20 protein-coding genes are annotated in these 20,733 nt (G+C 61.4%); 2 read left to right on the top strand and 18 right to left on the bottom strand.

All coding sequences use genetic code 11. The features are described 5' to 3' along the window. Nucleotides 1-6: 6 nt before the first annotated feature. Nucleotides 7-930 (top strand): alpha/beta hydrolase, encoded by a 924-nt coding sequence (locus tag ACXAG8_RS07070; RefSeq protein ID WP_475223082.1) that lies wholly within the window; start codon nt 7-9, stop codon nt 928-930. 36 nt (nt 931-966) lie between these two features. Here ACXAG8_RS07070 and ACXAG8_RS07065 read toward each other — a convergent pair whose 3' ends face one another. The 15 genes from ACXAG8_RS07065 to ACXAG8_RS06995 all read right to left on the bottom strand — a co-directional run bounded on the left by ACXAG8_RS07065 (nt 967) and on the right by ACXAG8_RS06995 (nt 17,855). Continuing rightward, complete coding sequence (locus ACXAG8_RS07065; RefSeq protein ID WP_475223081.1) at nt 967-1,803, bottom strand: alkaline phosphatase family protein; 837 nt, start codon at nt 1,801-1,803, stop codon at nt 967-969. Nucleotides 1,804-1,961: 158 nt separating this feature from the next. Further along, a complete protein-coding gene (locus ACXAG8_RS07060; protein ID WP_475223080.1) occupies nt 1,962-3,599 on the bottom strand; it encodes an ABC transporter ATP-binding protein in 1,638 nt (545 codons plus the stop codon). After that, complete coding sequence (locus tag ACXAG8_RS07055) at nt 3,596-4,411, bottom strand: ABC transporter permease (protein ID WP_475223128.1); 816 nt, start codon at nt 4,409-4,411, stop codon at nt 3,596-3,598. The genes ACXAG8_RS07060 and ACXAG8_RS07055 overlap by 4 nt, the downstream gene beginning before the upstream one ends. Beyond that, nucleotides 4,411-5,367: an ABC transporter permease gene (locus tag ACXAG8_RS07050; RefSeq protein ID WP_475223079.1), complete on the bottom strand. Its 957-nt coding sequence runs from the start codon at nt 5,365-5,367 to the stop codon at nt 4,411-4,413. The genes ACXAG8_RS07055 and ACXAG8_RS07050 overlap by 1 nt, the downstream gene beginning before the upstream one ends. Before the next feature lie 15 nt (nt 5,368-5,382). Then, nucleotides 5,383-6,969 (bottom strand): ABC transporter substrate-binding protein, encoded by a 1,587-nt coding sequence (locus ACXAG8_RS07045; protein WP_475223078.1) that lies wholly within the window; start codon nt 6,967-6,969, stop codon nt 5,383-5,385. A 120-nt stretch (nt 6,970-7,089) separates the two neighbouring features. After that, a complete protein-coding gene (locus tag ACXAG8_RS07040; RefSeq protein WP_475223077.1) occupies nt 7,090-9,084 on the bottom strand; it encodes a CocE/NonD family hydrolase in 1,995 nt (664 codons plus the stop codon). 51 nt (nt 9,085-9,135) lie between these two features. Next, a complete protein-coding gene (locus tag ACXAG8_RS07035; protein ID WP_475223076.1) occupies nt 9,136-10,242 on the bottom strand; it encodes a DUF4147 domain-containing protein in 1,107 nt (368 codons plus the stop codon). Beyond that, nucleotides 10,239-10,676, bottom strand: a complete 438-nt coding sequence (gene dtd / locus ACXAG8_RS07030; RefSeq protein WP_475223075.1) for a D-aminoacyl-tRNA deacylase — start codon at nt 10,674-10,676, stop codon at nt 10,239-10,241. The genes ACXAG8_RS07035 and dtd overlap by 4 nt, the downstream gene beginning before the upstream one ends. A 37-nt stretch (nt 10,677-10,713) precedes the next feature. Further along, nucleotides 10,714-11,382 (bottom strand): nitroreductase, encoded by a 669-nt coding sequence (locus tag ACXAG8_RS07025; RefSeq protein WP_475223074.1) that lies wholly within the window; start codon nt 11,380-11,382, stop codon nt 10,714-10,716. Nucleotides 11,383-11,460: 78 nt separating this feature from the next. Then, the gene (locus tag ACXAG8_RS07020; RefSeq protein ID WP_475223073.1) at nt 11,461-12,552 is read right to left on the bottom strand and encodes a TFIIB-type zinc finger domain-containing protein; all 1,092 of its coding nucleotides are present in this window, start codon (nt 12,550-12,552) and stop codon (nt 11,461-11,463) included. A gap of 41 nt (nt 12,553-12,593) precedes the next feature. Next, nucleotides 12,594-13,742 carry an SPFH domain-containing protein gene (locus ACXAG8_RS07015; protein ID WP_475223072.1) on the bottom strand — a complete coding sequence of 383 codons (1,149 nt, stop codon included), beginning with the start codon at nt 13,740-13,742 and terminating at the stop codon, nt 12,594-12,596. A 22-nt stretch (nt 13,743-13,764) separates the two neighbouring features. Then, nucleotides 13,765-14,715, bottom strand: coding sequence for a DUF2927 domain-containing protein (locus ACXAG8_RS07010; protein ID WP_475223071.1), 951 nt, complete (start codon nt 14,713-14,715; stop codon nt 13,765-13,767). A 13-nt stretch (nt 14,716-14,728) separates the two neighbouring features. Next, nucleotides 14,729-15,919 carry a toxic anion resistance protein gene (locus tag ACXAG8_RS07005; protein WP_475223070.1) on the bottom strand — a complete coding sequence of 397 codons (1,191 nt, stop codon included), beginning with the start codon at nt 15,917-15,919 and terminating at the stop codon, nt 14,729-14,731. A 29-nt stretch (nt 15,920-15,948) separates the two neighbouring features. Further along, nucleotides 15,949-16,863 carry a 5-bromo-4-chloroindolyl phosphate hydrolysis family protein gene (locus ACXAG8_RS07000; RefSeq protein ID WP_475223069.1) on the bottom strand — a complete coding sequence of 305 codons (915 nt, stop codon included), beginning with the start codon at nt 16,861-16,863 and terminating at the stop codon, nt 15,949-15,951. A 176-nt stretch (nt 16,864-17,039) separates the two neighbouring features. Then, nucleotides 17,040-17,855 (bottom strand): pseudouridine synthase, encoded by an 816-nt coding sequence (locus tag ACXAG8_RS06995; protein WP_475223068.1) that lies wholly within the window; start codon nt 17,853-17,855, stop codon nt 17,040-17,042. A gap of 61 nt (nt 17,856-17,916) precedes the next feature. On the opposite strand from ACXAG8_RS06995, the gene ACXAG8_RS06990 reads away from it, so the two are divergent. Then, nucleotides 17,917-18,384 (top strand): nucleoside deaminase, encoded by a 468-nt coding sequence (locus tag ACXAG8_RS06990; protein ID WP_475223066.1) that lies wholly within the window; start codon nt 17,917-17,919, stop codon nt 18,382-18,384. Between the two features lie 17 nt (nt 18,385-18,401). Here ACXAG8_RS06990 and ACXAG8_RS06985 read toward each other — a convergent pair whose 3' ends face one another. From ACXAG8_RS06985 to ACXAG8_RS06975, 3 genes are all read right to left on the bottom strand, one after another. Beyond that, a complete protein-coding gene (locus ACXAG8_RS06985; RefSeq protein WP_475223065.1) occupies nt 18,402-19,577 on the bottom strand; it encodes a M24 family metallopeptidase in 1,176 nt (391 codons plus the stop codon). Next, a complete protein-coding gene (locus ACXAG8_RS06980) occupies nt 19,577-20,269 on the bottom strand; it encodes a metal-dependent hydrolase (RefSeq protein WP_475223064.1) in 693 nt (230 codons plus the stop codon). Before ACXAG8_RS06980 ends, ACXAG8_RS06985 begins: the two co-directional genes overlap by 1 nt. Before the next feature lie 249 nt (nt 20,270-20,518). Then, on the bottom strand, nt 20,519-20,710 hold the full coding sequence (locus tag ACXAG8_RS06975; protein WP_475223063.1) for a hypothetical protein: 192 nt from the start codon (nt 20,708-20,710) through the stop codon (nt 20,519-20,521). Nucleotides 20,711-20,733: the final 23 nt, after the last annotated feature.

Genomic DNA, 20,733 nt, shown 5'->3' with positions numbered 1-20,733 from the left:
GAGAGAATGGACTATGAACGTCTGATCGACGAAGAGACCTGGGCGTTCATTCGCCGGACTGCCGAGTGCTATCCGGATGATGCGGTTGACCTGACCATTGCAGATCAGCGTCGCGTCTATGACGAGATGTGCGAGGTGTTCCGGCAACCCCGGCCCACCGGGATCGAGGTGCAGGACCTCAGCGCCGATGGGGTCCCGGTTCGGGTCCATTCATCAGGCAGCCCCACCCGGACCGTGGTCTATACCCACGGCGGCGGGTTCGTCGTTGGCGGGTTGGACAGCCATGGCGACGTCTGCGCCGAGCTATGTGCGCAGACGGGCTATCGCGTGGTATCGGTCGACTATCGGTTATGTCCCGAATACCCGCATCCGGCGCAATTTCTTGATGCCTGGGCGGCAACGAGTTGGGCCATTGGCGAATATGGCGATCCGGTTGTTCTGGCGGGGGACAGCGCCGGGGGCAACCTTGCCGCGGCCGTCGCGCATCATGCGCGCGGGCGTACCGAACAGGTGATCGGTCAGGTCCTGATCTACCCCGGTTTGGGTGGGGATACGGATGCCGGGTCCTATATCGAACATGCGCACGCGCCGCTTTTGACGCGGGATGAGGTTCTTTTCTATCAAAACGTTCGGGTCAGGGGCGACTTGCCTGTCAACGATCCAACCTTTGCCCCCTTGCAGGACACCGATTATTCAAACCTGCCGCCCACCGTGGTGGTCACAGCCGATTGTGATCCGTTGCGCGATGACGGGCGGGTCTATTGCGACAGGATAACCCAGGCCGGTGGGCAGGCCCATTGGATCAACGAACCGGGCCTGGTGCACGGGTACCTGCGCGCGCGCATGACGGTCACGCGGGCGCAGGAGAGCTTTGAGCGGATATCGGTCGCGATCGAGGCGTTGGGCCAAGGGCTTTGGAACTATGATTGACGCTTGCTCGGGGTCGCTTTGGTCCCGGGCTTTGGGTCATTCCAGAAACGGTGTCGCCGTCATGGTATCCGCCAGCGGCGCCCCCATGCGTGACAGCACTGTCGGTGCCAGCTGAAGCTGATCGATCACGACATCTGAACTGGGGCCGTTGGCCTGGCCGAAATAATACAGGGCCGTATCCTGCTGCAACGCGTCGCGCCCGCCATGGTGGCCGCGTTGGTCCTGCCCATGATCCGCCGTTACGATGACCTCGTACCCCATCTGGCGCCAGCGGGGGATGAAGGGGGCCAGCATCTCGTCCATGACAAAACAGGCGTGGTCCATTTCCTGGCAATCGTGGTGGAACCGGTGCCCCATGCTGTCGAGCGTGCAGGTGTGCAGGATGCCGTAATCCAACCCGTGGCGCAGGCACATGTTGGTCAAAGTGGCAAAAAGATCGACATCGGATGGCGTCATCTGGTTGGCGACCCCATAGCCGGTCATGGTGTGAAACCGGCCATGGTTTATCGTCGGGCTTTCGGGTTCGTCATATTCGATGTCGCGGACCTGATCGAATGGGTGACGGTTAAAGAATTCCGACCAGAAACTGTGGGCCACCGCACCGGTCACGCCACCCGCCGCGCGAACCTGGCTAAAGATGTCCTTGTGGCCCAACCGGAAAACATTGCGGTTTCCGGTGCATCCATGGTCCTGCGGGGACACTCCGGTATGGATCGATGCATAACAACTGGCCGATATCGACGGCAGGACCGAGCGGTGTTTCCAGACGCGCGCCTCTCCGCTGTCTACCCACCCTTCCAGATTGCCGAACAGACGCCTGAAATTGCGCCAGGGAACGCCGTCCAGAATGATCAAAAGCAGTTTTTGGTCCATTGCGCGGTCCCGGTGACCAGATTGTTCGTGCCCAGCTTAGCGGCCAATCCAAGCCGGGGCCACCTGTTCGCGACGCATTGATCTGTTCCCGACACAGCACAAAGGTCCGGCGGGCCAAACCCCGCGCGTTTCGGAAAAAGCCGCCAGAAAGGCCGGGATCAGTTCCCGGCGCTTTCCATTTTGCGGTGGGCGACGACCTCTTCCAGCCACCCCAGGTGCATTTCGGGCACCGAGCTGAGCAGAAGGTCGGTATAGTCATCATAGGGCGGGCTCAGCACCTCAGATTTTGAGCCATAGCGCACGACGCGCCCCTGATACATTACCGCAATACTGTCGCTGATGGCCCGAACCGTCGCCAGATCGTGCGTGATGAACAGATACGCCACATCTTCGATCTTTTGCAGGTCCAGCAGCAGCTTGAGAATGCCGTCCGCCACAAGCGGGTCCAGCGCCGAGGTCACCTCATCGCAGATGATCATCTTGGGCTTGGCCGCCAGTGAACGGGCAATGCAGACGCGTTGTTTCTGGCCGCCGGACAGTTCGGCCGGGTAGCGGTCGATGAATTTTTCGCCCAGCTCGATCTCGTCCAGCAGTTCCACGATACGCTTGCGTTTCTCGGACCCGCGCATGTTGAAGTAAAACTCCAGCGGCCGCCCGATGATCGTGCCCACGGTCTGTCGTGGATTCATCGCCACATCGGCCATCTGGTAGATCATCTGCAATTCGCGCAGGTCTTCGCGGGTGCGCCCCTTGAGGTCGGCAGATATCTTGCGCCCGGCAAAAGTGATCTCGCCGTCGCGCGGCGGCAGCAGGCCGGTGATCACCCGCGCCAATGTCGACTTGCCCGAGCCGGATTCACCCACAACCGCCAGCGTCTGCCCAGGGTGAAGCTCGACATTGACGTTGTGCAGCACATCGAAATTCAACCCCTTGTAGCGCGCGGTGATCCCGTCAACGCTCAGCACCGGTTCCGGCGTGGGTTTCTTTTCTTCATGCTCGATCGAACGGACCGAGACCAGCGCCTTGGTATAGTCTTCCTGCGGGCTGTTGATGATCTGGTCGGTGCTGCCGTATTCGACCGTATTGCCCATCCGCAAAACCATGATGTCGTCGCTGACCTGTGCAACGACGGCAAGGTCGTGCGTGATGTACAGCGCGGCAACGCCGGTATCCGCGATTGCTTCCTTGATCGCCATCAAAACATCGATCTGCGTGGTCACATCCAGCGCCGTGGTGGGTTCGTCGAACACCACCAGATCGGGTTCCGGGCAAAGCGCCAGCGCCGTCATGCACCGCTGTAGCTGACCGCCCGAGACCTGGTGCGGGTAACGATCACCGATATTGTCAGGGTCCGGCAGGCCGAGCTTGGCAAACAGATCGCGCGCGCGGGTTTCGGCCTCTTTGCGGCTGAACTTTTTCTGTTCAACGGCGGCTTCGACAACCTGATCCATGATCTTCTTGGCCGGGTTGAAGGATGCGGCGGCGGATTGGGACACATAGGTGACCTCACCCCCGCGCAGCTTGCGAATGTCGCCATGCGACGATTGCAGGATATCGCGCCCGTTGACCCAAACCTCGCCGCCGGTGATTTTTACACCGCCCCGGCCATAAGCCATCGAGGCCAGACCAATGGTCGATTTGCCAGCGCCCGATTCACCGATCAACCCAAGCACCTTGCCGCGTTCCAGGTCAAAACTGACCCCGTGCACGATTTCGATGTCATGGGGTTTTTCACCCGGCGGATAGACTGTCGCGCCGATTTTGAGGTCGCGGACCTTGAGAAGGGTATCACTCATCCCCGACCTCCTTTCAGCGATGTCGTCCGGTTCAGAACCCAGTCAGCCACCAGGTTGACCGAGATAGCCAGTGTCGCGATGGCAACCGCGGGATACAGCGCCGCGCCGATACCATATACGATGCCATCCTTGTTTTCCTTCACGATGCCCCCCCAGTCGGCCAGTGGCGGCTGAACGCCCAGCCCTAGGAAAGACAGGGTCGAGATGAACAGGACCATGAAAATGAACCGCAACCCAAACTCGGCCACCAGCGGTGACAGGGCATTGGGCAGGATTTCCCGGAAAATGATCCAGACCCGACCTTCGCCGCGCAGCTTGGCGGCTTCGACGTAATCCATCACGTTGATGTCCACCGCAACGGATCGCGACAGTCGATAGGGCCGCGTGGCATCCAGCAGGCCCATCACCAGGATCAGCGTCGGAACCGTCACGGGGACGATGGCCAGAATGACAAGTGCCAGGATCAGCGTCGGGATCGACATGATCAGATCAACTGTCCGGCTGAGCGCCTGATCGGCCCACCCACCCAGAACGGCAGCAAGCAAGCCAAAGGATGTTCCGGTGACAAAACTGAGGATCGTGGCCGCAGCAGCGATCAAGATCGTCGTTCGCCCACCGTAGATCATTCGCGTCAGAAGGTCGCGACCGATATTGTCGGTCCCCAACAAGTGCTCGGCGCTTGAGGGTTCCCAGACATCGCCGACCACTTCGGCCATGCCATAGGGGGCAATCACCGGGGCGGCAAAGGCCACAAAGAAATACAGGCCCGTGAAAAACAGACCGATCATGGCCGAAATAGGTATATTCTTCATCATTTCGGATGCCTCAGTCTGGGGTTGGCGACGATCGAGACAATATCGGCAACCATGTTCAGCCCGATATAGACCGCAGCGAAGACGACGCCACAGGCCAGAACGACCGGCACGTCGCGCTTGGTCACGGAATCCACCAGGTATTGGCCCATGCCGGGATAGACGAACACCACTTCGACCACGACGACGCCGACGACCAGATAGGCCAGGTTCAGCATCACCACATTGACGATCGGAGAAATGGCATTGGGGAACGCGTGGCGTGCGATGACCTGAAAATTCGACAGGCCCTTGAGTTCAGCCGTTTCGATATAGGCCGATTGCATCAGGTTCAGGATCGCCGCGCGGGTCATCCGCATCATCTGTGCCAGAACCACCAGTGTCAGCACGAAGGCGGGCAAGGTGATCGCATTGAGCTTTTCGCCAAAGCTCATCGAATCGTTGATCATGGCGAGCGAGGAAAACCACCCAAGCTTGACCGATACGAAGTAAATCACGACATAGCCGATCAGGAATTCCGGGATCGAGACCGTGGTCAGCGTGATTGCAGAAATCAGTTTGTCAGGCCAGCGGTTGCGGAACCGGACGGCCAGCAAGCCCAGAAAGATCGCAAGCGGGACGGACACGATCGCTGCTGCACAAGCCAGAAACAGCGTGTTGCCCAGCCGTTTTCCGATACTTTCAGCGATGTCCAGTTTGTTGGTCAGGGATTGACCCAGATCGCCCTGCAAAATGCCTCCTAGCCATTCGAAATAGCGGGTCAGGGCAGGGCGGTTCAGGCCCATTTCTTCGCGCAGGTTTGCCAGCGCCTCGGGGGTTGCGGATTGACCAAGGACCGCTTGCGCAGCATCCCCGGGAAGGGCTTCGGTGAGGCCGAAAATCAGAGCCGATGCACCGAAGAGAAGCAGGAGTCCCAGCGCAAGGCGCTGGGAAACCAGTTTGATGATAGGATGCATATCCTGTGGCCTGACTTATGCGAACCACATCTTGCGCGACATGTTCCCGTTCATCATCTCTTGGGTAGGGTCGGTTTCCCAGCCTTCCAGCTGGTTGCTGACACCCTCGACAAAGTCGTTGAACATGGGGCAGATCAGGCCGCCCTGATCGCGTACCATCATGCCCATGCTGCTGTAGATATCCTTGCGCTTGTCGTTGTCCAGTTCGGCCCGCGCGGCAAACAGCATCTCGTCAAACTCCGGCACTTTGAACCGGGTGTCGTTCCAGTCGGCGGATGACAGGTACGCGGTCGAATACATCTGGTCCTGCACAGGGCGACCGCCCCAGTAGGATGCGCAGAAGGGCTGCACGTTCCAGACTTCGGACCAATAACCGTCATTGGGTTCGCGCTTGATTTCCAGCGGAATTCCAGCCTGCGCTGCGGTCTGCTGGAACAGAGCTGCCGCGTCCACGGCACCCGGGAAGGCCCCATCGGCCACACGCAGAATGATGGGCGACCCGTCATGGCCGGATTTCTTGTAATGCTCGGCGGCTTTTTCAATGCTGAATTCGCGCTGCGGGATGGACCCGTCAAACAACGGATAAGCGGCGTTGATCGGCATGTCGTTGCCCACCGAGCCATACCCGCGCAGGACCTTGTCGACCAGTTCCTGACGGTTGATCGCGTATTTCAGGGCCAGGCGCAGTTCGTTGTTGTCGAACGGCGCGGTGTCGCAATGCATGATGAACACGTAATGACCGCGGCCAGCGGTCGAATGTACCGTCAGGTTCGGCGCGCGACCCAGCAGATCGGCCACTTTCGGTTCGACCCGGTTGATCGCATGAACCTGACCGGATTGCAGCGCAGCCGTCCGCGCGGTCGCATCGTTGATGACGATCACTTCGACGCTGTCGAAATTGCCGAAATCGGGGTTCCAGTGGTTCTCGAACTTGGTGAACAGGTGACGCACGCCGGGCTCGTCAACCTCAACCTTGTAGGGGCCTGTGCCGATACCTGCGGCGGGGTCGTCCATGCCGCCATCAGGCTGAATGATCAGGTGGTAATCGGCCATCAGATAAGGCAGGTCGGCGTTCGGCTCAGCCAGGGTAATCTGGAAGTTGTCGCCATCGGCCTTCATCGACTCGATGCCTTTCATGATGCCCAAGGCACCGGATTTCGAATCTTCGTTCGAATGACGCTGCATGGTCTTCAAGGCGTCTTCGCTTGTCATGGTCTTGCCGTTGTGGAATTCCACGCCCTGACGCAGCTTGAAGGTCCAGACCTTGGCGTCCGCGCTGCCCTCGACGCTTTCGGCCAGGCGCGGCTCGATCGACCCGTCGGGGGCGACTTCGACAAGGGTGTCGCCGAACTGCCTGCCGTTCTGGAACGGGACCGAGCTGGCATATGTGGCTGGGTCCAGAGAGTTGGTGGATTCACCGCCCTGCAACCCAAGTTTCAAATCACCGCCCTTGTTGGGACCGGCCGCTCGGGCCGCATCGGCAAACAGCGTGCTGGCCATTGCGGCGGAAACGCCCAATGCGGTGGCTTTTCCCATGAACTCGCGGCGGGTCATTTTCCTTGCGGTTACCTGACTGGCCATATGAGTGAGTTGTTCGTTCATTCGGTATTCTCCCAGTTGCTGGATTATCGCCCTTTGGGCATTTTTATTGACGCATGAGTCAACGTTGCGCATTTCCGCCCGTCGGGCAAGGTTAAATGTCCCGCCGAACAGGGGCGGGAACTATAAGTTATCGCGTGGAATTTCGTCCTCCAATTCGCGTGAAAACACCTCAACGTCGTTTTCAAAGGCCTGCATGGTGGCCTTCAGGAAAAACGACCGGTGATCTGACCACATTTCACAGCGGGCCTCGGTGCGCAGAATTGTGCCTTCGCGCTGCTGTTCCGAGGTCCAGTGGCACGCGCCTCTTGCCGATAGCGGGTCGTCGGGATGGATCGACCACGTTTCACGCGCCGAGCCGCCGCTGATCAGCCCGTGGCCGCCGTCTTTGACCAATCCAAAATCGTCCTTGAGGACCAATTGGGTGACGCCTGTATTCATATCCGTTTCCACGCGCCGCGAATGGCTGGGCGCGCGCAAGGTTTCGCACGGGCGCGGCGGGTCTGCTTCCGGTGGGGGGAACTGGTATTCATCCGTCGAACCCGATGCGCGGTGGGGAAGCGTGATCTCGCCGTCCTGCAGGTGCAGTTCAGCGGTCTCGGGCGAGGGCCAGATCAGGGGCCAGTAGGCACTGGAAACCGCCACGCGCAGCTGGTGGCCCTTTGGCACGCGATAGGCAATATGGTCCAGCGCCAGATTGATCTCGACCGGCGTGCCCGGCGTCAGCGGGGCGGGGTGGGCATGGTCGTCCCGGTGGGCCAGATTCAACAGGCCATAGGTTATTCGGGTCGATGCGCCGTCCGGGTGTACGTGGTTCAGCCGAATGGCGATTTGCGCCTGCGCCCTGTCGGCGCTTAGTTTCAGCCACACCTTTGGCGCGCCGACGATATCAAGATCCTGGGCCAGCAGTTCGCCGTCGAAACAGGCCGAAAGGGCATCATCGGGGCGCTGGTCTCCGGGCATGTCCGGGCCCAGCCAGATCGCGCAGTATTCCCCGCTGTCCATCCCGCAATGATGCGGCGAGCGGACGCGTCGGTTCAAACCGATGGACTGGCCCAGGCCGGTGTCGCTCAGGCTCAATGTCAGTTCCGGCAGATGCGCTGTGGCCCCTGCGTCTTCGGCAATCCATCGGCCGGGGCGGTCTGCATACCAGCGGGCGGGACGTACCCCATCCATAAGATAGGCGCGGTAATCCGGGTCGTTTTCAACGCCGGTATCCCTGCCCTTGAGCCAGCGGTCCCACCAGCGCAGCGCCTCTTGCAGAAAGCCGATGCGCGGCTCGGGCACGGCGAAATGCGGGTATTTATGTACCCAGGGGCCGACGATCCCCTTGACCGGGGCCTTCAGGTTTTCGACCAGGGTCGGCACGGTGTTCTTGTACCCGTCCCCCCAGCCGCCGACGGCAAGGGTCGCGGCACGGATGGCACCAAAGTCTTCGCAGACTGACCCGTGCTGCCAATAGGCGTCCCTGGTCTGGTGGCGCAGCCAGACCGATGGCAGGAACGGTTGGGCCTTCAGACGTTCCAGCCACAGCGCGCGCCAGTCGGTGCACAGCGCGGGATCGGGCGCGCGCGACGAATAGGACCACATGGTCGCGCCCCAGCCCAGGTTTTCATTCAGAAGGCACCCGCCCTTGTAATGGATGTCATCGGCAAACCTGTCCGCGGTCGAACAAAGCGTGATGATCGCCTTCAACGGATCGGGCTTCAGGGCCGCAACCTGTAGGGCGTTGAACCCGCCCCAGCTGATGCCCATCATGCCGACCGCTCCGCTGCACCATGGCTGCCGCGCCAGCCAGTCGATGACCTCGACGGCATCGTCCAGTTCCTGCTGGGTGTATTCGTCGGACATCAGCCCCTGGCTGTCGCCATTGCCCCGCATGTCCACACGAATACAGGCATATCCGCGCCTGGCCAGCCACGGATGGGTCAGCGCATCACGATCGGCGGTTCCGTCGCGTTTTCGATAGGGGAGGTATTCGAGGATTGCCGGCACCGGTGACTGCGAAGCATCGACAGGGCGCCAGACGCGGGCGGAAAGACGACACCCATCCGACAAGTGAATTGTCTGATCCGGGTCTTCCTCGATTTCGCATAACACGTTTGGCGGTGACGACATTTGCCAAGCCTTCGACGCTTTGATGCTTTGGGTAATGTAAAAAGCGCCAAATTACCGCTTTAATGCGACAACAAGGTCCATCACGTTGGTGCCGGTCGGCCCCGTCGTCAAAAGGGCCTGATTTTTGTGCAGATAAGTCCCGCTATCGGCGGCGAGAAGCGCGTCTTCGGCCTCTGGCGACCAGGTCGTTCCGTCCACAACCGCCCCGGCGGCATCCGTCGGGCCATCGGTGCCGTCCGTTCCCCCGACGACAAGGGTGATCCCCGGACACCCGGCGATTTCCTTTGCCAATGCCAGGCCCAGGGCCTGGTTCCTGCCACCCCGTCCGGGCGATTTGGGCAGAATGACCGTCGGTTCGCCACCGAAAATCATCGCGCCGGGTTCCATATCGCGAAGCCGCGCGCCCAATGCGGCAGAAACGGACAAATAGTCGTCATGCAATGCTTCTTCGTCGGCCAGAACGGTATATCCGGCCTGGATGGCGGCCTCGGCGGCGGCGCGTCGCGCATGTGCGTTCGAGGCGATGATCCGTGCTTGGCCCTGAAATGCGGGCGCGTCGGGCAGCGCGCCGATGCCGGACCCGACGACCCTGAGGTCGTCGCCCGGAACATCCGATATCGCCAGAACGGTCGCGCGGGCGCCCGTAAACCCGGACAGCAATCCGGCTCCCTTGATGCGCGACAGCTTGCGCCGTTCTTCGTTCATTGCGCCAATGTCCATCCCGGTGGACAGAAGATGCCGGTTGAGCGCGGCCAGATCCGACAGGGTTTTGCCGTCGACAAGATCTTCGGCCAATGACGAGGCCCCCCCCGAGACCAGCAAGAGGACGTGCGCGTCAGGGCCCAAACCCTCGACCGCTTGCCGCAGCGCTTGCCCGCCCGCAAGGCTGCGGGCGTCGGGAACCGGGTGCGCAGCTTCGATTGTCCGGACGTAATCCGGCAATCCGTCGCCGTGGCCGTCTTTGGTTACAACAAGCGTGTCGATCTGGCCGAAATGATCCAGCGCGGCGCGCGCCATGGCCGCCGCCGCCTTGCCAACGGCAAGGATCGCGTCGGGTTTTGACACCTCGGGAAGGGCCTGAAGGGTGGCATCGTACCCACCGACAGCGGCCACGCCGCGCTTCCAGATTTCTACGGCTTGCTCTTCCTGGCGCATCATATCTCCATCCAAATCGTGACCGGGCCGTCATTGACCAGTTCCACTGCCATGTCCGCCCCGAATATGCCGGTTTCCACGGCGATGTCACGGTGCGCCAGTTCCTGTGCGAACAGGTTGTAAAGGTTTTCGCCAATTTCGGGTGCGGCTGCCGCGGCAAATCCGGGGCGGTTGCCACGTGACGTGTCGGCGGCCAACGTGAACTGGCTGATCACCAGGGCCGCGCCACCCACATCCGTGATCGAGCGGTTCATCTTGCCTGCGTCATCGCGAAATATCCGCAGCTTGGCGATCTTGTCCGCCAGTTGCGTGGCCTGCTTGGTCCCGTCGCCTTCCATCGCGCACACCAGGATCATCAGACCGGGGCCACATTGCCCGACCGTGTTGCCGTCAACCGATACCGAGGCGCGGGTAACTCTTTGTATGACTGCGCGCACTATGAACGCCTTCCTTCCTGGTGTTTTGTTTGCGGCTTCAACCGCGCCAATCGACGAAATCCTCCAGTCCGGCCCTGTCGGTTCGGAACGCATTGGCCGCATGGGTTGCGTCGGGATACCCGAAAGAGATGGCGCATAAAACCAGCCGGTCATCCGGTATCTTGAAATACCTGTGCAGAAACGGACCATATGAGGCAACGGCTGCTTGCGGTATGGTCGCTATGTTCAGGGCCTGGGCGGCCAGCGCAAAGGCGGTGACAAACCCGCCGCAATCCATCGCGCCATAGGGGCCAAGCTCGGCCGGACTGGAAAGGATGGCGCAATGGGGTGCGCCAAACAGCGAGAAGTTCTGCATCATTTGCCGCGCTGAGGCGGCCCGGTCGCCCTTTTGAACACCAACCGCGTCATACAGCGCCCAGCCACAGGCGCGCCGCCGGTCCTGGTAGACACCTGAATATGAGCGCGGGAATGGCAGGTCCGGGGCCGAGGTGCCGGTTTCGGCCTCGTGCATCAGGGCGCGGCGAAACCTGTCGGTTTCTTCGCCGCTGGTGACAATGACATGCCAGGGCTGCGCGTTGCACCAGCTGGGAACGCGGCGTGCGCTGTCCAGAATTTCAGCGATTTCCGATCTGGGAACGGGATCCGGTCTGAATGCCCGGCAAGAGTGGCGCTGAGCAAGAAGCGTGTTCAGTGCAGAAAGGGTCACGTTGGCCTCTGGGTATCTTGTTGCTCAGCATGGCCCAAACTCCGTGGGGCTTCAAGGCGTTGCCCGGATCCGTTGGCGTCATTGCTGTCCGGTGGCGACCAGATAACCGATCCCGGCCGCAACCAGCAGTCCCAGGGCAACCGCAATGGTTATCTTGATCGCTGACCAGGGCCGCTCTCCCTGAACGCGCCCGGTCCGTCCGTTCACGACAAAGCGGTAGGTCTGGCCGCGATACTTATACGCGGCCATCCAGACCGGCAGCAGAATATGCTTGAAGGTCACGTCGCGGACGTCGGTGTCGACCGCGTGAATACGTTGCCTGTCGCCACCGATGTCGAAACGAACGTCGCGTTCGATCACGCGCGCCATATGCGCCCGCGCCTCGGCATAACCCTCTTGCAACTCGACCGTATAGGCTTCGGCCCGAAAACCCGCCAGGTATTCCGGCTGATAGGGTTCCAGCGCAGGCAAGTCCCACGGCTCCAACGCGTCGGTATAGGACTTGGGCAGCGATCGGGAGGCCAGGACCAGCACATCATCAAAGAACCGTGCCACCCGACCCGATTTTGGCGTCCAGCGGACCTTGGCCACCTGTTGCTGAACCCGCTTGCCATCACGCGTCACGGTGCGGGTTTCATAGTAGACGACGCCACGCTCGCCCCGATAACTGGAATTCGTGTCGGCATCGAAGGTCCAGTAGGGGACATAGATGCCCTGCATCTTGCGACCCTTGCGGGCATAGTCCTTCAGCCCGTTCGGCGCGAACCACAGACGGCCCAGCCAGGTGCTCATCGCCTTGTGGGCCGTGCGCTCGTCCAGAGCAAAAGGCAGAACGCCGCGCGGTTTGATATGGCGGCTGACACCGGTATCGGTCACCACGGGTGTCGCGCAGAATGGGCATTCCGCGGCATGCGTCGCGGGGTCAAACTCGACCTGGGCGGCACAATTGGGGCAGGTCAGGACCCGCGTTTCTTCCAGCTCGGCCTCGGGCAGCTGATCGGCAAGAGCGGCGTCAAAGTCCAGTTCACGCAGTTTCGCCCCACCCCAGGGGCCGGCACCGATCGGCCGTGCGTGACCGCAATGGTCACAGGTCAACGTGCCATTGCCCGGATCAAACCGGTAATCGGCCCCGCATTGGTCACAGGGAAAACGATGTTCGTCGTGGGTCATCGCACCGCCTTGCAAGTCGTTCCTGGCTTTGACACCTGAAATCAGGCGCCCGGAGGCGGTGGCGGAAGGATCGTGAACAGCTGTGCAAGCTCTTGCACGTCGCCTGCCTTTTTCCAGCCATCCTGACCGGCAGTCCACACGAACGTGTCCCGGTTGATTTCGCCCTCGCTGGCCATTCGGCCCATCTTGGCCTTGGAAAACGGGCCGCTGGTTTGGCCGTCAACCGCGATATGCCACACATGCTCGACCGGCGGCGGGGGCGGGGGGGCCGCATGTGCTGCCGGTTGCTGGGCAGCGGGGGCGGGCGCCCCCCACGGGCCGCGCGGCTGGCCCGCTGCCATGTTCGCCATCTGGTTGGCCATCGCCATGCCCATTCCCATGCCAAGGCCCGCGCCCATGCCGCCACCCTGACCGGGATTGCTGGCGGCGGCTGTCATGGCTTCGGCAGCCGAATACTGGGTGAATTTGCCCAGATCACCGGCAAGCCCCATCGACGTCCGCTTGTCCAGCGCGGCTTCGACCGCGGGCGGCAACGAGATGTTCTCGATATAGAATTCGGGCATTTCAAGCCCGTACCCTTCAAGCACCGGCGAAACCTCGGCTGCGATCAGCTTGCCCAGGTCGGCCGTGTTGGCGGCCATGTCCAGCACCGGAATACCGGAACCGGCAATCACGCGGCTGAATTCCTGAACGATGATGTTGCGGATCTGAAAACTGATCTCGTCCATGGTGAATTCGCCATCGGTGCCCACGATTTCAACCAGGAACCTGGCCGGATCCTTGACCCGGACGGTATAGGTGCCAAAGGCGCGAATTCGCGTAGGCCCGAATTCGGGGTCGCGCAGCATGATCGGGTTCTTGGTACCCCATTTCAGGTTGTTGAACCGGGTTGTGTTGACGAAATAGATTTCGGACTTGAACGGCGACTGGAACCCGTGATCCCAATGCTGCAACGTCGTCATGACCGGCATGTTGTTGGTTTCAAGCATGTAGAGGCCCGGCGTGAATACATCCGCCAGCTGCCCCTCATGCACAAAGACCGCCGCCTGACCTTCGCGTACTGTCAGCTTGGCGCCATACTTGATCTCGTGCCCTTCACGCTCAAAACGCCAGACCATTGTATCGCGGGTGTCGTCCACCCAATGAATGACGTCGATGAACTCTCCGGTCAGAAAGTCAAAAATTCCCATATTCGGTCTCCTGTCGTCGGGGTCAGAGCGACTGCCCCATCAATTCGCGTGCGATGATCCGAACGATGGGGCGGGCGTCTTCGGCGCTCATGCCCGGTTTCAGGCGCGGATCGTACAGCAAGGTCAGTAGCTTTTCGTCGTGGCTGGTCAAAAGCGCAAATTCGTCGTCATCGTTGAAAATGGACGGTCGCGCCGAAAGGCTGTCATTGGGCAGCCCCAGGCCCTGTGCAATTTCTTCGTGGATGCAGCTGAGGCGCACCAGGTCGGGATGCTCGGCCCGGACAAGGGCAACCGCACGGGTATAGCTATAGGGCGCGCCCGCCTGCGCCGAGGCAAAGACAAAGCAATAAAACGACCGGGGCAGATCCTCGAACAGGTCAAGCTGTTGCTGACCGATATTCGGGATCAGTTGCTTCAGCCGGGCCTGAACATAGGCCGTGTCATCCTCGCCCGCCACGAATACGTGGAAATTGGCGTTTTTTGTCACCGTCGAAACAGGGTGCCCCGTCAGCCGCGCCAGCCGGTTTGTATAGGCGATGATGCGGGCGGCATCTTCCTGGCGCAGTTCTGGCCGGACCGATGGCCCGAACTCGGCCATGACGCGGACGGAACCGGGCCAACGGCTCAGGTGACCGCTGGTACGGCGGCCGCTGACGGCCTGACCGGGATATTCGCTGAAAAACGCGATGGTCTCGAAATTGCGTGCCAGGTCGTCCGCGTCGTAGGGCGTGTCCGGCCCGCCGCCATCCGTGCGCAGCAACCCGCGGGTCAGCAGGTTGCTTTGTACCTGCCCGTAATAACGCGCCAGGTCCTGGCTGGCCGCCGAGGCAGGAACATAGGCATTGGCGGCGGCCTCAGGCACCGCCGGGCGGGGCTGCGGCGAAATCGAAGCCTTGAGGGCATCGTCGCAACCGGCCGCAGCCAGCAGTGACAATGCCGCCAGGACAGATTTCAGATTGCTGCCGAACCGCACGCCGTTTGCGCCCTTAGCCCGGAACCGCGGTTGCGGCCGTGTCGCCCAGCCCGTCACGCCGGGCCTTGGCCGAGGCCAGGGTATCGCGCAGATCGGCCTCCATCTTTTTCAGCTCTTCCTCGGCGGCGGCCCGTTTGGCTTTGCCCTCATCCGCGATGGCAAGGCTTTCGTTGATGGTGCCGATCAGGTCCGCGTTGGCCTGTTTGACGGCCTCGATATCGAACACGCCGCGTTCCATTTCCTGGCGGATCATCTTGTTGGACTCGCGCAGGTTTGCAGCGTTGGCTGTCAGCAATTCGTTGGTCAGGTCGTTTGCGTCGCGAACAGCCGCGGCAGCCTCGGCGCTGCGCTGAATGGTGACCGCCTGGGCAAGCTGCGTTTCCCACAGCGGCACCGTGTTGACCAATGTCGAGTTGATCTTGGTGACCAGCGACTTGTCGTTTTCCTGAACCAACCGGATTGACGGCAGCGATTGCATGGTGACCTGGCGGGTCAGCTTCAGGTCATGGACCCGCCGTTCCAGGTCGTCGCGGGCGGCGCGAAGATCGCGCAACTGCTGCGCGACCATGACTTGCTGGTCTTCGGCGGCGGCCTGAACGGCGGCTTCCTTTTCCGGGATGTCGTGGCTGTCCAGTTCGGTCAGCTTTTCTTCGCCTGCCGCGATGTAAAGCGCCAGTTCATCGTAAAAGCCCAAGGTCTTTTCATACAAAAGATCCAGCGACTTGATGTCTTTCAAAAGGGTGTGCTCGTGCCCCAGAAGATTGTCGGTGATCCGGTCGATCTGGTCCTGGATTTCCTCGTACTGGGCGGTGAACTTGGCGAACGGAGCGGCCCGGCCCAGCAGTTTTTCCCACCAGCTGCGTTCGCGGCGCACGTCCAGTTCGCTGACGGAAAAGCCACGGATTGTCGTGACGATGTCCCTCAGGCTGTCGCCTGCCGGGCCAACATCCTTGTTGCGTACATCGGCCAGCATCGCCTGGCTGATTTCCTGCAGCTCGGCCTGCGCTGACGATCCGAAGGACACGATCGAATTGGTGTTCGCCATGTCGATTTCGCCCATCCGCTTGCGAATTTCCGCGCTGACCGGTTCGTCCGCATCGGCCAGGGGGACCACGTCTGCCTTGGGTTCGGGCAGGGTAACGGCGGCAACCTCTTGCACCAGCGTTTCGGCTGCTACGGCCTTGGTCTTGATTTCATCCGACATGTGACTCTTCCTTGTTCAATAATGGCCGGTCAATCCAACCGGACGCCTTCACGCTGCAAACGCTCGCGCAGCACGTCGATTTCGACCGTCAGATCGCTGCGGTCATCCAGTAACATCTTGCGGGTCCGTGCCGCGAAATTCTGTTCAAGATCGTCCAGAAGCGCCGCGTAATCCGCCAGTGCTTTTGCATCGCGGGTGCGGGCGTAGACATCGGAAAACTTCACCGTCGCGTCCCGGGCCCCCTGCAAATAGACCGTCAGGTATTTTCGCGCCCCGGCAAGATCGCGCGGGTCTTCTTCGACCGTGCGGAACAGATCGCGCGCGGTGGCCTGAAAACGTTCGACGCGGGCTTCGATCCTGCGGTCACCGGCCCGCGCTATGGCGTTGGACATATCGGCCAGATGCGCCTCGGCGTCTTCGACGACCCGTGCCACGCGGTCTTGCTGATAGGTGTCTATCCCCTCCATGCCCTTGTCTTTCATCGGGTCCAGCCCAAAGGACGCGGCATGCAGGGCGGCGGCAACCAAACCGAAAAGGGCAGGTGCGATCACGCTGGTCTGGGCAATCGCCTGGGTATCGAGATAGTCAGAGCGGAACGCCGCCAGAGCGATGCCCGCCCCGGTCAGGGCGCTGGCAAACAGCTTGCGGGGAAAGGCGGGGCGGCGCGCGGAACGGCGCGCGTTAAACGCCGCTTCGGCGCGCAGGCCTTCGCGCAACAAAAGAGCGGCCGCAACCAGCACCCCGGCGGCCACAAGGCCCAGCGTCATGCCAATCGCGCCGTCATTGAGCGACAAAAACACCAAAGGAATGGCAGGCACGAACAGCAGGTTTGCACGGGCACCGGCCGGATTCACCTGTGCGCCGTCAAACTGCCCGCGCATTGCCGGTTTGCCGGTTGGCTCTTGTCCATCTGGGCTGAACTCTCCGCCGTATCGTTTGGCCATGTGCTAAAGCCCCCCCAGAACGCCGGTACAGACGCCAAACATCAGCACAAGCAGAGCCGCATAGGCCAGTTTTTGCACTCCGGTTCCGGACATGGAGTCCCCCAATTCATCGCACACAGTCAAAAACCTAGTGGATGGGCCTGTGTGGCGCTAGGGGGAAGCTTGGCAGATCGCCGTCAATTGCGAGATTTTCTGCCGGGTGCCGGTCTTTTCCTTTGGGGGCGGGCGGGGCGTTTGGCTGTGGCGGTGGGCGTTTCCGGCCCATCAAGGCCCAACTGGTCGCGCATGACCCGGCGGCGGATTTCTTCCACCGCGCCGGGTTTCAGATCGCCCAGCTGGAATGGCCCGTATGAAACGCGCAGCAGACGGTTCACCGCAAAGCCGACATCTTCCATGGCCCGCCGGATTTCGCGGTTCTTGCCTTCACGCAGGCCGATTGTCAGCCACGCATTCGCGCCCTGCTGCCGGTCCAGGGCGACGGTCATCGGCTGAAAACGCTCGCCGTCGATCACCAGGCCTTTGCGCAGCGGTGCGAAATCCTCGTCTTTGGGGCGGCCATTGATCCGAACCCGGTATTTTCGCAACCAGCCGGTCGACGGCAATTCCAGCTTGCGCTTGATGCCGCCATCATTGGTCAGCAACAGCAACCCTTCCGAGTTCAGGTCAAGCCGACCGACGCTCATGACCCGCGGCATGTCTTCGGGCAGATCGTCGAAAATCGTGGCACGGCCTTTTTCGTCGCGCGTCGTGGTCACCAGGCCTGCGGGTTTGTGGTACAGCCACAGGCGGGCGGGTTCGGGTTCGGAAACCGCCTTGCCGTCCACGGTGATTTTGTCCTTTGGCGTCACATTCAACGCCGGGCTGTCGATTTGCTTGCCATTCACTGACACGCGGCCTGCCGCGATCATGCGTTCCGCCTCGCGTCGCGAGGCAATACCGGCGCGCGCCAGGACTTTGGCGATCCTGTCGCCGGGTGGGGGAGTGTTGCTCATCCCTCGGCCATAGCGCATCCGGTCGGCTTGCGAAAGCCGGGTTTCTCGGGCAGTCAGGGGCATGGAGTTCAAATCGCATATGGATCACGCGCTGGAACAGGCGCGCGCAGCAGCCGACCGGGGCGAGGTTCCGGTGGGGGCGGTCGTCGTAGCACCGGGCGGAAAGGTCGTTGCCGCAGCTGGAAACCGCACCCGCGAATTGAATGACCCGACCGCCCATGCCGAGATCCTTGCGTTGCGCGCGGCCTGCGCGGCAGCCGGATCGGAACGTCTGCCGGATCATGACCTGTACGTGACGCTGGAACCCTGCGCGATGTGTGCCGCCGCGCTGGCAGCTGCCCGAATCCGGCGCGTTTACTACGGCGCTTCCGACCCCAAATCCGGCGGCGTGGCCCATGGCGCCCGCGTCTTTAGCCACCCGCAGGCGCATCACGCGCCCGAGGTCTACGACGGCATCGCCGCGACCGAAGCGGCCGCATTGCTCAGGTCGTTTTTCGCAGCACAGCGCAAACCGTCCGAACCGAATTAACACGCGAACCGGGCCTGTCAGCCCGCCTTGACGACCAGTTCGCGCGGGATATCTGCCAGCGGTTCGCCGCCGTCCGGCGTGACCACAAAGCTTTCGGTAATGGCAAGCCCCCAATCCGGGGTCCAAAGACCGGGCATCAGGTGAAATGTCATGTTTTCCTGCAAGATTGTCCGGTCGCCCGGACGCAGGCTCATGGTTCGTTCGCCCCAGTCCGGCGGATAGCTCAACCCGATCGGATACCCGGTCCGGTTGCCTTTGACATATCCGGCCCTGGCAAAGCTGTCATAGACACAGGATGCGATCTCTTCGCAGGTGACACCGGGGCGGGCGGCGGCAAGCGTGTCCTCGATGGCCGTCAAAACCGCGGTTTCGGCGCGCCGGATGTCGGATGGCGGCGTTCCCAGGAACAGGCTGCGGCTGGCTGGGCAATGATACCGCCTGAAACATCCCGATATCTCGAAATACGTGGCCTCGCCGGTCGTCAACGGCCGGTCATTCCACGTGATATGCGAAGCCGAAGCTTCGGGCCCCGAGGGGGCGATCGGAACGATCGCGGGATAGTCGCCCGCCAGCCCCGGCAATCCCGAAATGCCGGCGGCCTGAACCTGGGCTACCAGTTCATGCTTGGGCAAACCTTCGCGAAACGCATCGCGCAAGACCGCGTGCATATGCGCGGTCAGCCGCCCGGCCTTGCGCATCATCGCAATCTCTGCCTCGCTTTTGATTGCGCGCTGCCAGTTGACCAGCCCGGTTGCATCCGACAGCGCCTCGGCGCCAAAGGCCTGTTGCAGGATGCGGTGGCTTGCGGCCGAGTAATAGTAATTGTCCATCTCGACGCCCAACCCGGCGGTCCAACCGCGTGCACGCAGCAGGTCCGCCAGATGGTCAACCGGGTGGTGCATACTGTGCTGAACATGTTCCTCGGGCCAGTCGAACAGGTCGTCCGTGCTCAGCCATGTGGTTTGCCGGGCACCGGGTTTGTCCTGCGTGCGCCCCCACCACAGCGGCGAACCGTGCCTGGGAACAATGACCATCTGCGGGACGTAAAAGCTCCAACCGTCATAGCCGGTCAGCCACGCCATGTTCGATGGGTCGCTCACCAGCAGGGTGTCGATGCCGCGGTCGTGCATGGCGCTGCGGGTCGCCGCCAGGCGGTCGGCGTATTCGCGGGGACTGAAGTCGGACGAGGGCATCAGACCTTGATCGCCTGCATGAGCATCGGTTCGACCACATCGACGCCCGGCAAACCATCAATCAGATCTTTCGCGGATTGTTCAAGAATGGGGAAGGTTTTGTAATGACAGGGAATCACGGTCTTGAAATCGAAATACCGCCGCGCCGCATAGGCCGCCGCCTTCATGTCCATGGTGAAATGGCCGCCTGCCGACAGGATCCCGATATCGGGTTTGTAGTAATCTGCCATCCACTCCATATCCGCCATGATGTCGGTGTCCCCTGAAACATAGATGACGTGGTCCTCGGCCGAGATCATGAACCCGACCTCACTGCCGCCGGTGCGCAACCCCTCGGGTGTCGTAAAGGTGGAACTGTGCGAGGCCGGAACCATACTGACCTTGACGCCGTTCAGGTTGACCGTGCCCCCCTTGTTGAAGCCGACGGTTTCAATCCCTTCCGCCTCGCTCCAATACCCCATCAGGTCATATTGCCCGACGACCGGGATACCCAGATGCTTGCTCAGCGACAGGACATCGGCAACATGGTCGAAATGCGTGTGCGTCAGCAGGATATGCGTCGCACCGTCGATGGCCGCGTCATGCTGTGTTTCAGGAAGCGACGGGTTGCCCGTCAGCCAGGGATCGACCAACAGCACCTGTCCTTCGGTTTCGATGCGAAAGCTGCCATGGCCAAGCCAGATGATATTCATGAAATCTTCTCCTGAATGAGCATATCACCCCAGCGTATCACCCGGAATGTAAAAATCCATCGACAGGTTGAGCGAAAAATCGCACGCGATTGCAGGTCGTTGTGGCGATGGGCACTTGAACTTTGACCGTTCGAGGATTTGTTCGCATTGGTAGGCACATTGCCAAAAACGATCCGGGAATCGAACGGGGCCAGGCGGGCAGGCCTGCCCAGGACAAATGCGCGCCTTCGGGCCAGCCGCGATCAGGACCTAGCCGTCCGCATCATCCATCAACCCGCGTAACCAACGCCCCGCAAGCCAGGTCGCAGGCACGCCCAGGGGTATGGCCCACAGGATTGCCGTTACCGGCGGGATTGCAGCCTGACCCAGCCCATGGGCCAGCAGCCCCACCAGAAACAGGTTGATCGCCACGGTCAGCGCCGTGGCCGGGTACAGCAGCACGGCCAGCTTCCAGACTGGCCACC

This window comes from Ruegeria sp. ABD4_443 (assembly GCF_056160865.1).
This window is presented reverse-complemented; position numbering and strand designations above follow the sequence as displayed.

Bases quoted from the DNA above. Each gene is read 5' to 3' on its own strand.
- ACXAG8_RS07045 (WP_475223078.1), bottom strand. From the start codon at position 6,969: ATGAACGAACAACTCACTCATATGGCCAGTCAGGTAACCGCAAGGAAA.
- ACXAG8_RS06995 (WP_475223068.1), bottom strand. From the start codon at position 17,855: ATGAGCAACACTCCCCCACCCGGCGACAGGATCGCCAAAGTCCTGGCG.
- ACXAG8_RS07000 (WP_475223069.1), bottom strand. From the start codon at position 16,863: ATGGCCAAACGATACGGCGGAGAGTTCAGCCCAGATGGACAAGAGCCA.
- ACXAG8_RS06990 (WP_475223066.1), top strand. From the start codon at position 17,917: ATGGAGTTCAAATCGCATATGGATCACGCGCTGGAACAGGCGCGCGCA.
- ACXAG8_RS07015 (WP_475223072.1), bottom strand. From the start codon at position 13,742: ATGGGAATTTTTGACTTTCTGACCGGAGAGTTCATCGACGTCATTCAT.
- ACXAG8_RS07040 (WP_475223077.1), bottom strand. From the start codon at position 9,084: ATGTCGTCACCGCCAAACGTGTTATGCGAAATCGAGGAAGACCCGGAT.
- ACXAG8_RS06980 (WP_475223064.1), bottom strand. From the start codon at position 20,269: ATGAATATCATCTGGCTTGGCCATGGCAGCTTTCGCATCGAAACCGAA.
- ACXAG8_RS07065 (WP_475223081.1), bottom strand. From the start codon at position 1,803: ATGGACCAAAAACTGCTTTTGATCATTCTGGACGGCGTTCCCTGGCGC.
- ACXAG8_RS07020 (WP_475223073.1), bottom strand. From the start codon at position 12,552: ATGACCCACGACGAACATCGTTTTCCCTGTGACCAATGCGGGGCCGAT.
- ACXAG8_RS07050 (WP_475223079.1), bottom strand. From the start codon at position 5,367: ATGCATCCTATCATCAAACTGGTTTCCCAGCGCCTTGCGCTGGGACTC.
- ACXAG8_RS07035 (WP_475223076.1), bottom strand. From the start codon at position 10,242: ATGATGCGCCAGGAAGAGCAAGCCGTAGAAATCTGGAAGCGCGGCGTG.
- ACXAG8_RS07055 (WP_475223128.1), bottom strand. From the start codon at position 4,411: ATGAAGAATATACCTATTTCGGCCATGATCGGTCTGTTTTTCACGGGC.
- ACXAG8_RS07070 (WP_475223082.1), top strand. From the start codon at position 7: ATGGACTATGAACGTCTGATCGACGAAGAGACCTGGGCGTTCATTCGC.
- ACXAG8_RS07005 (WP_475223070.1), bottom strand. From the start codon at position 15,919: ATGTCGGATGAAATCAAGACCAAGGCCGTAGCAGCCGAAACGCTGGTG.
- ACXAG8_RS06985 (WP_475223065.1), bottom strand. From the start codon at position 19,577: ATGCCCTCGTCCGACTTCAGTCCCCGCGAATACGCCGACCGCCTGGCG.
- ACXAG8_RS07060 (WP_475223080.1), bottom strand. From the start codon at position 3,599: ATGAGTGATACCCTTCTCAAGGTCCGCGACCTCAAAATCGGCGCGACA.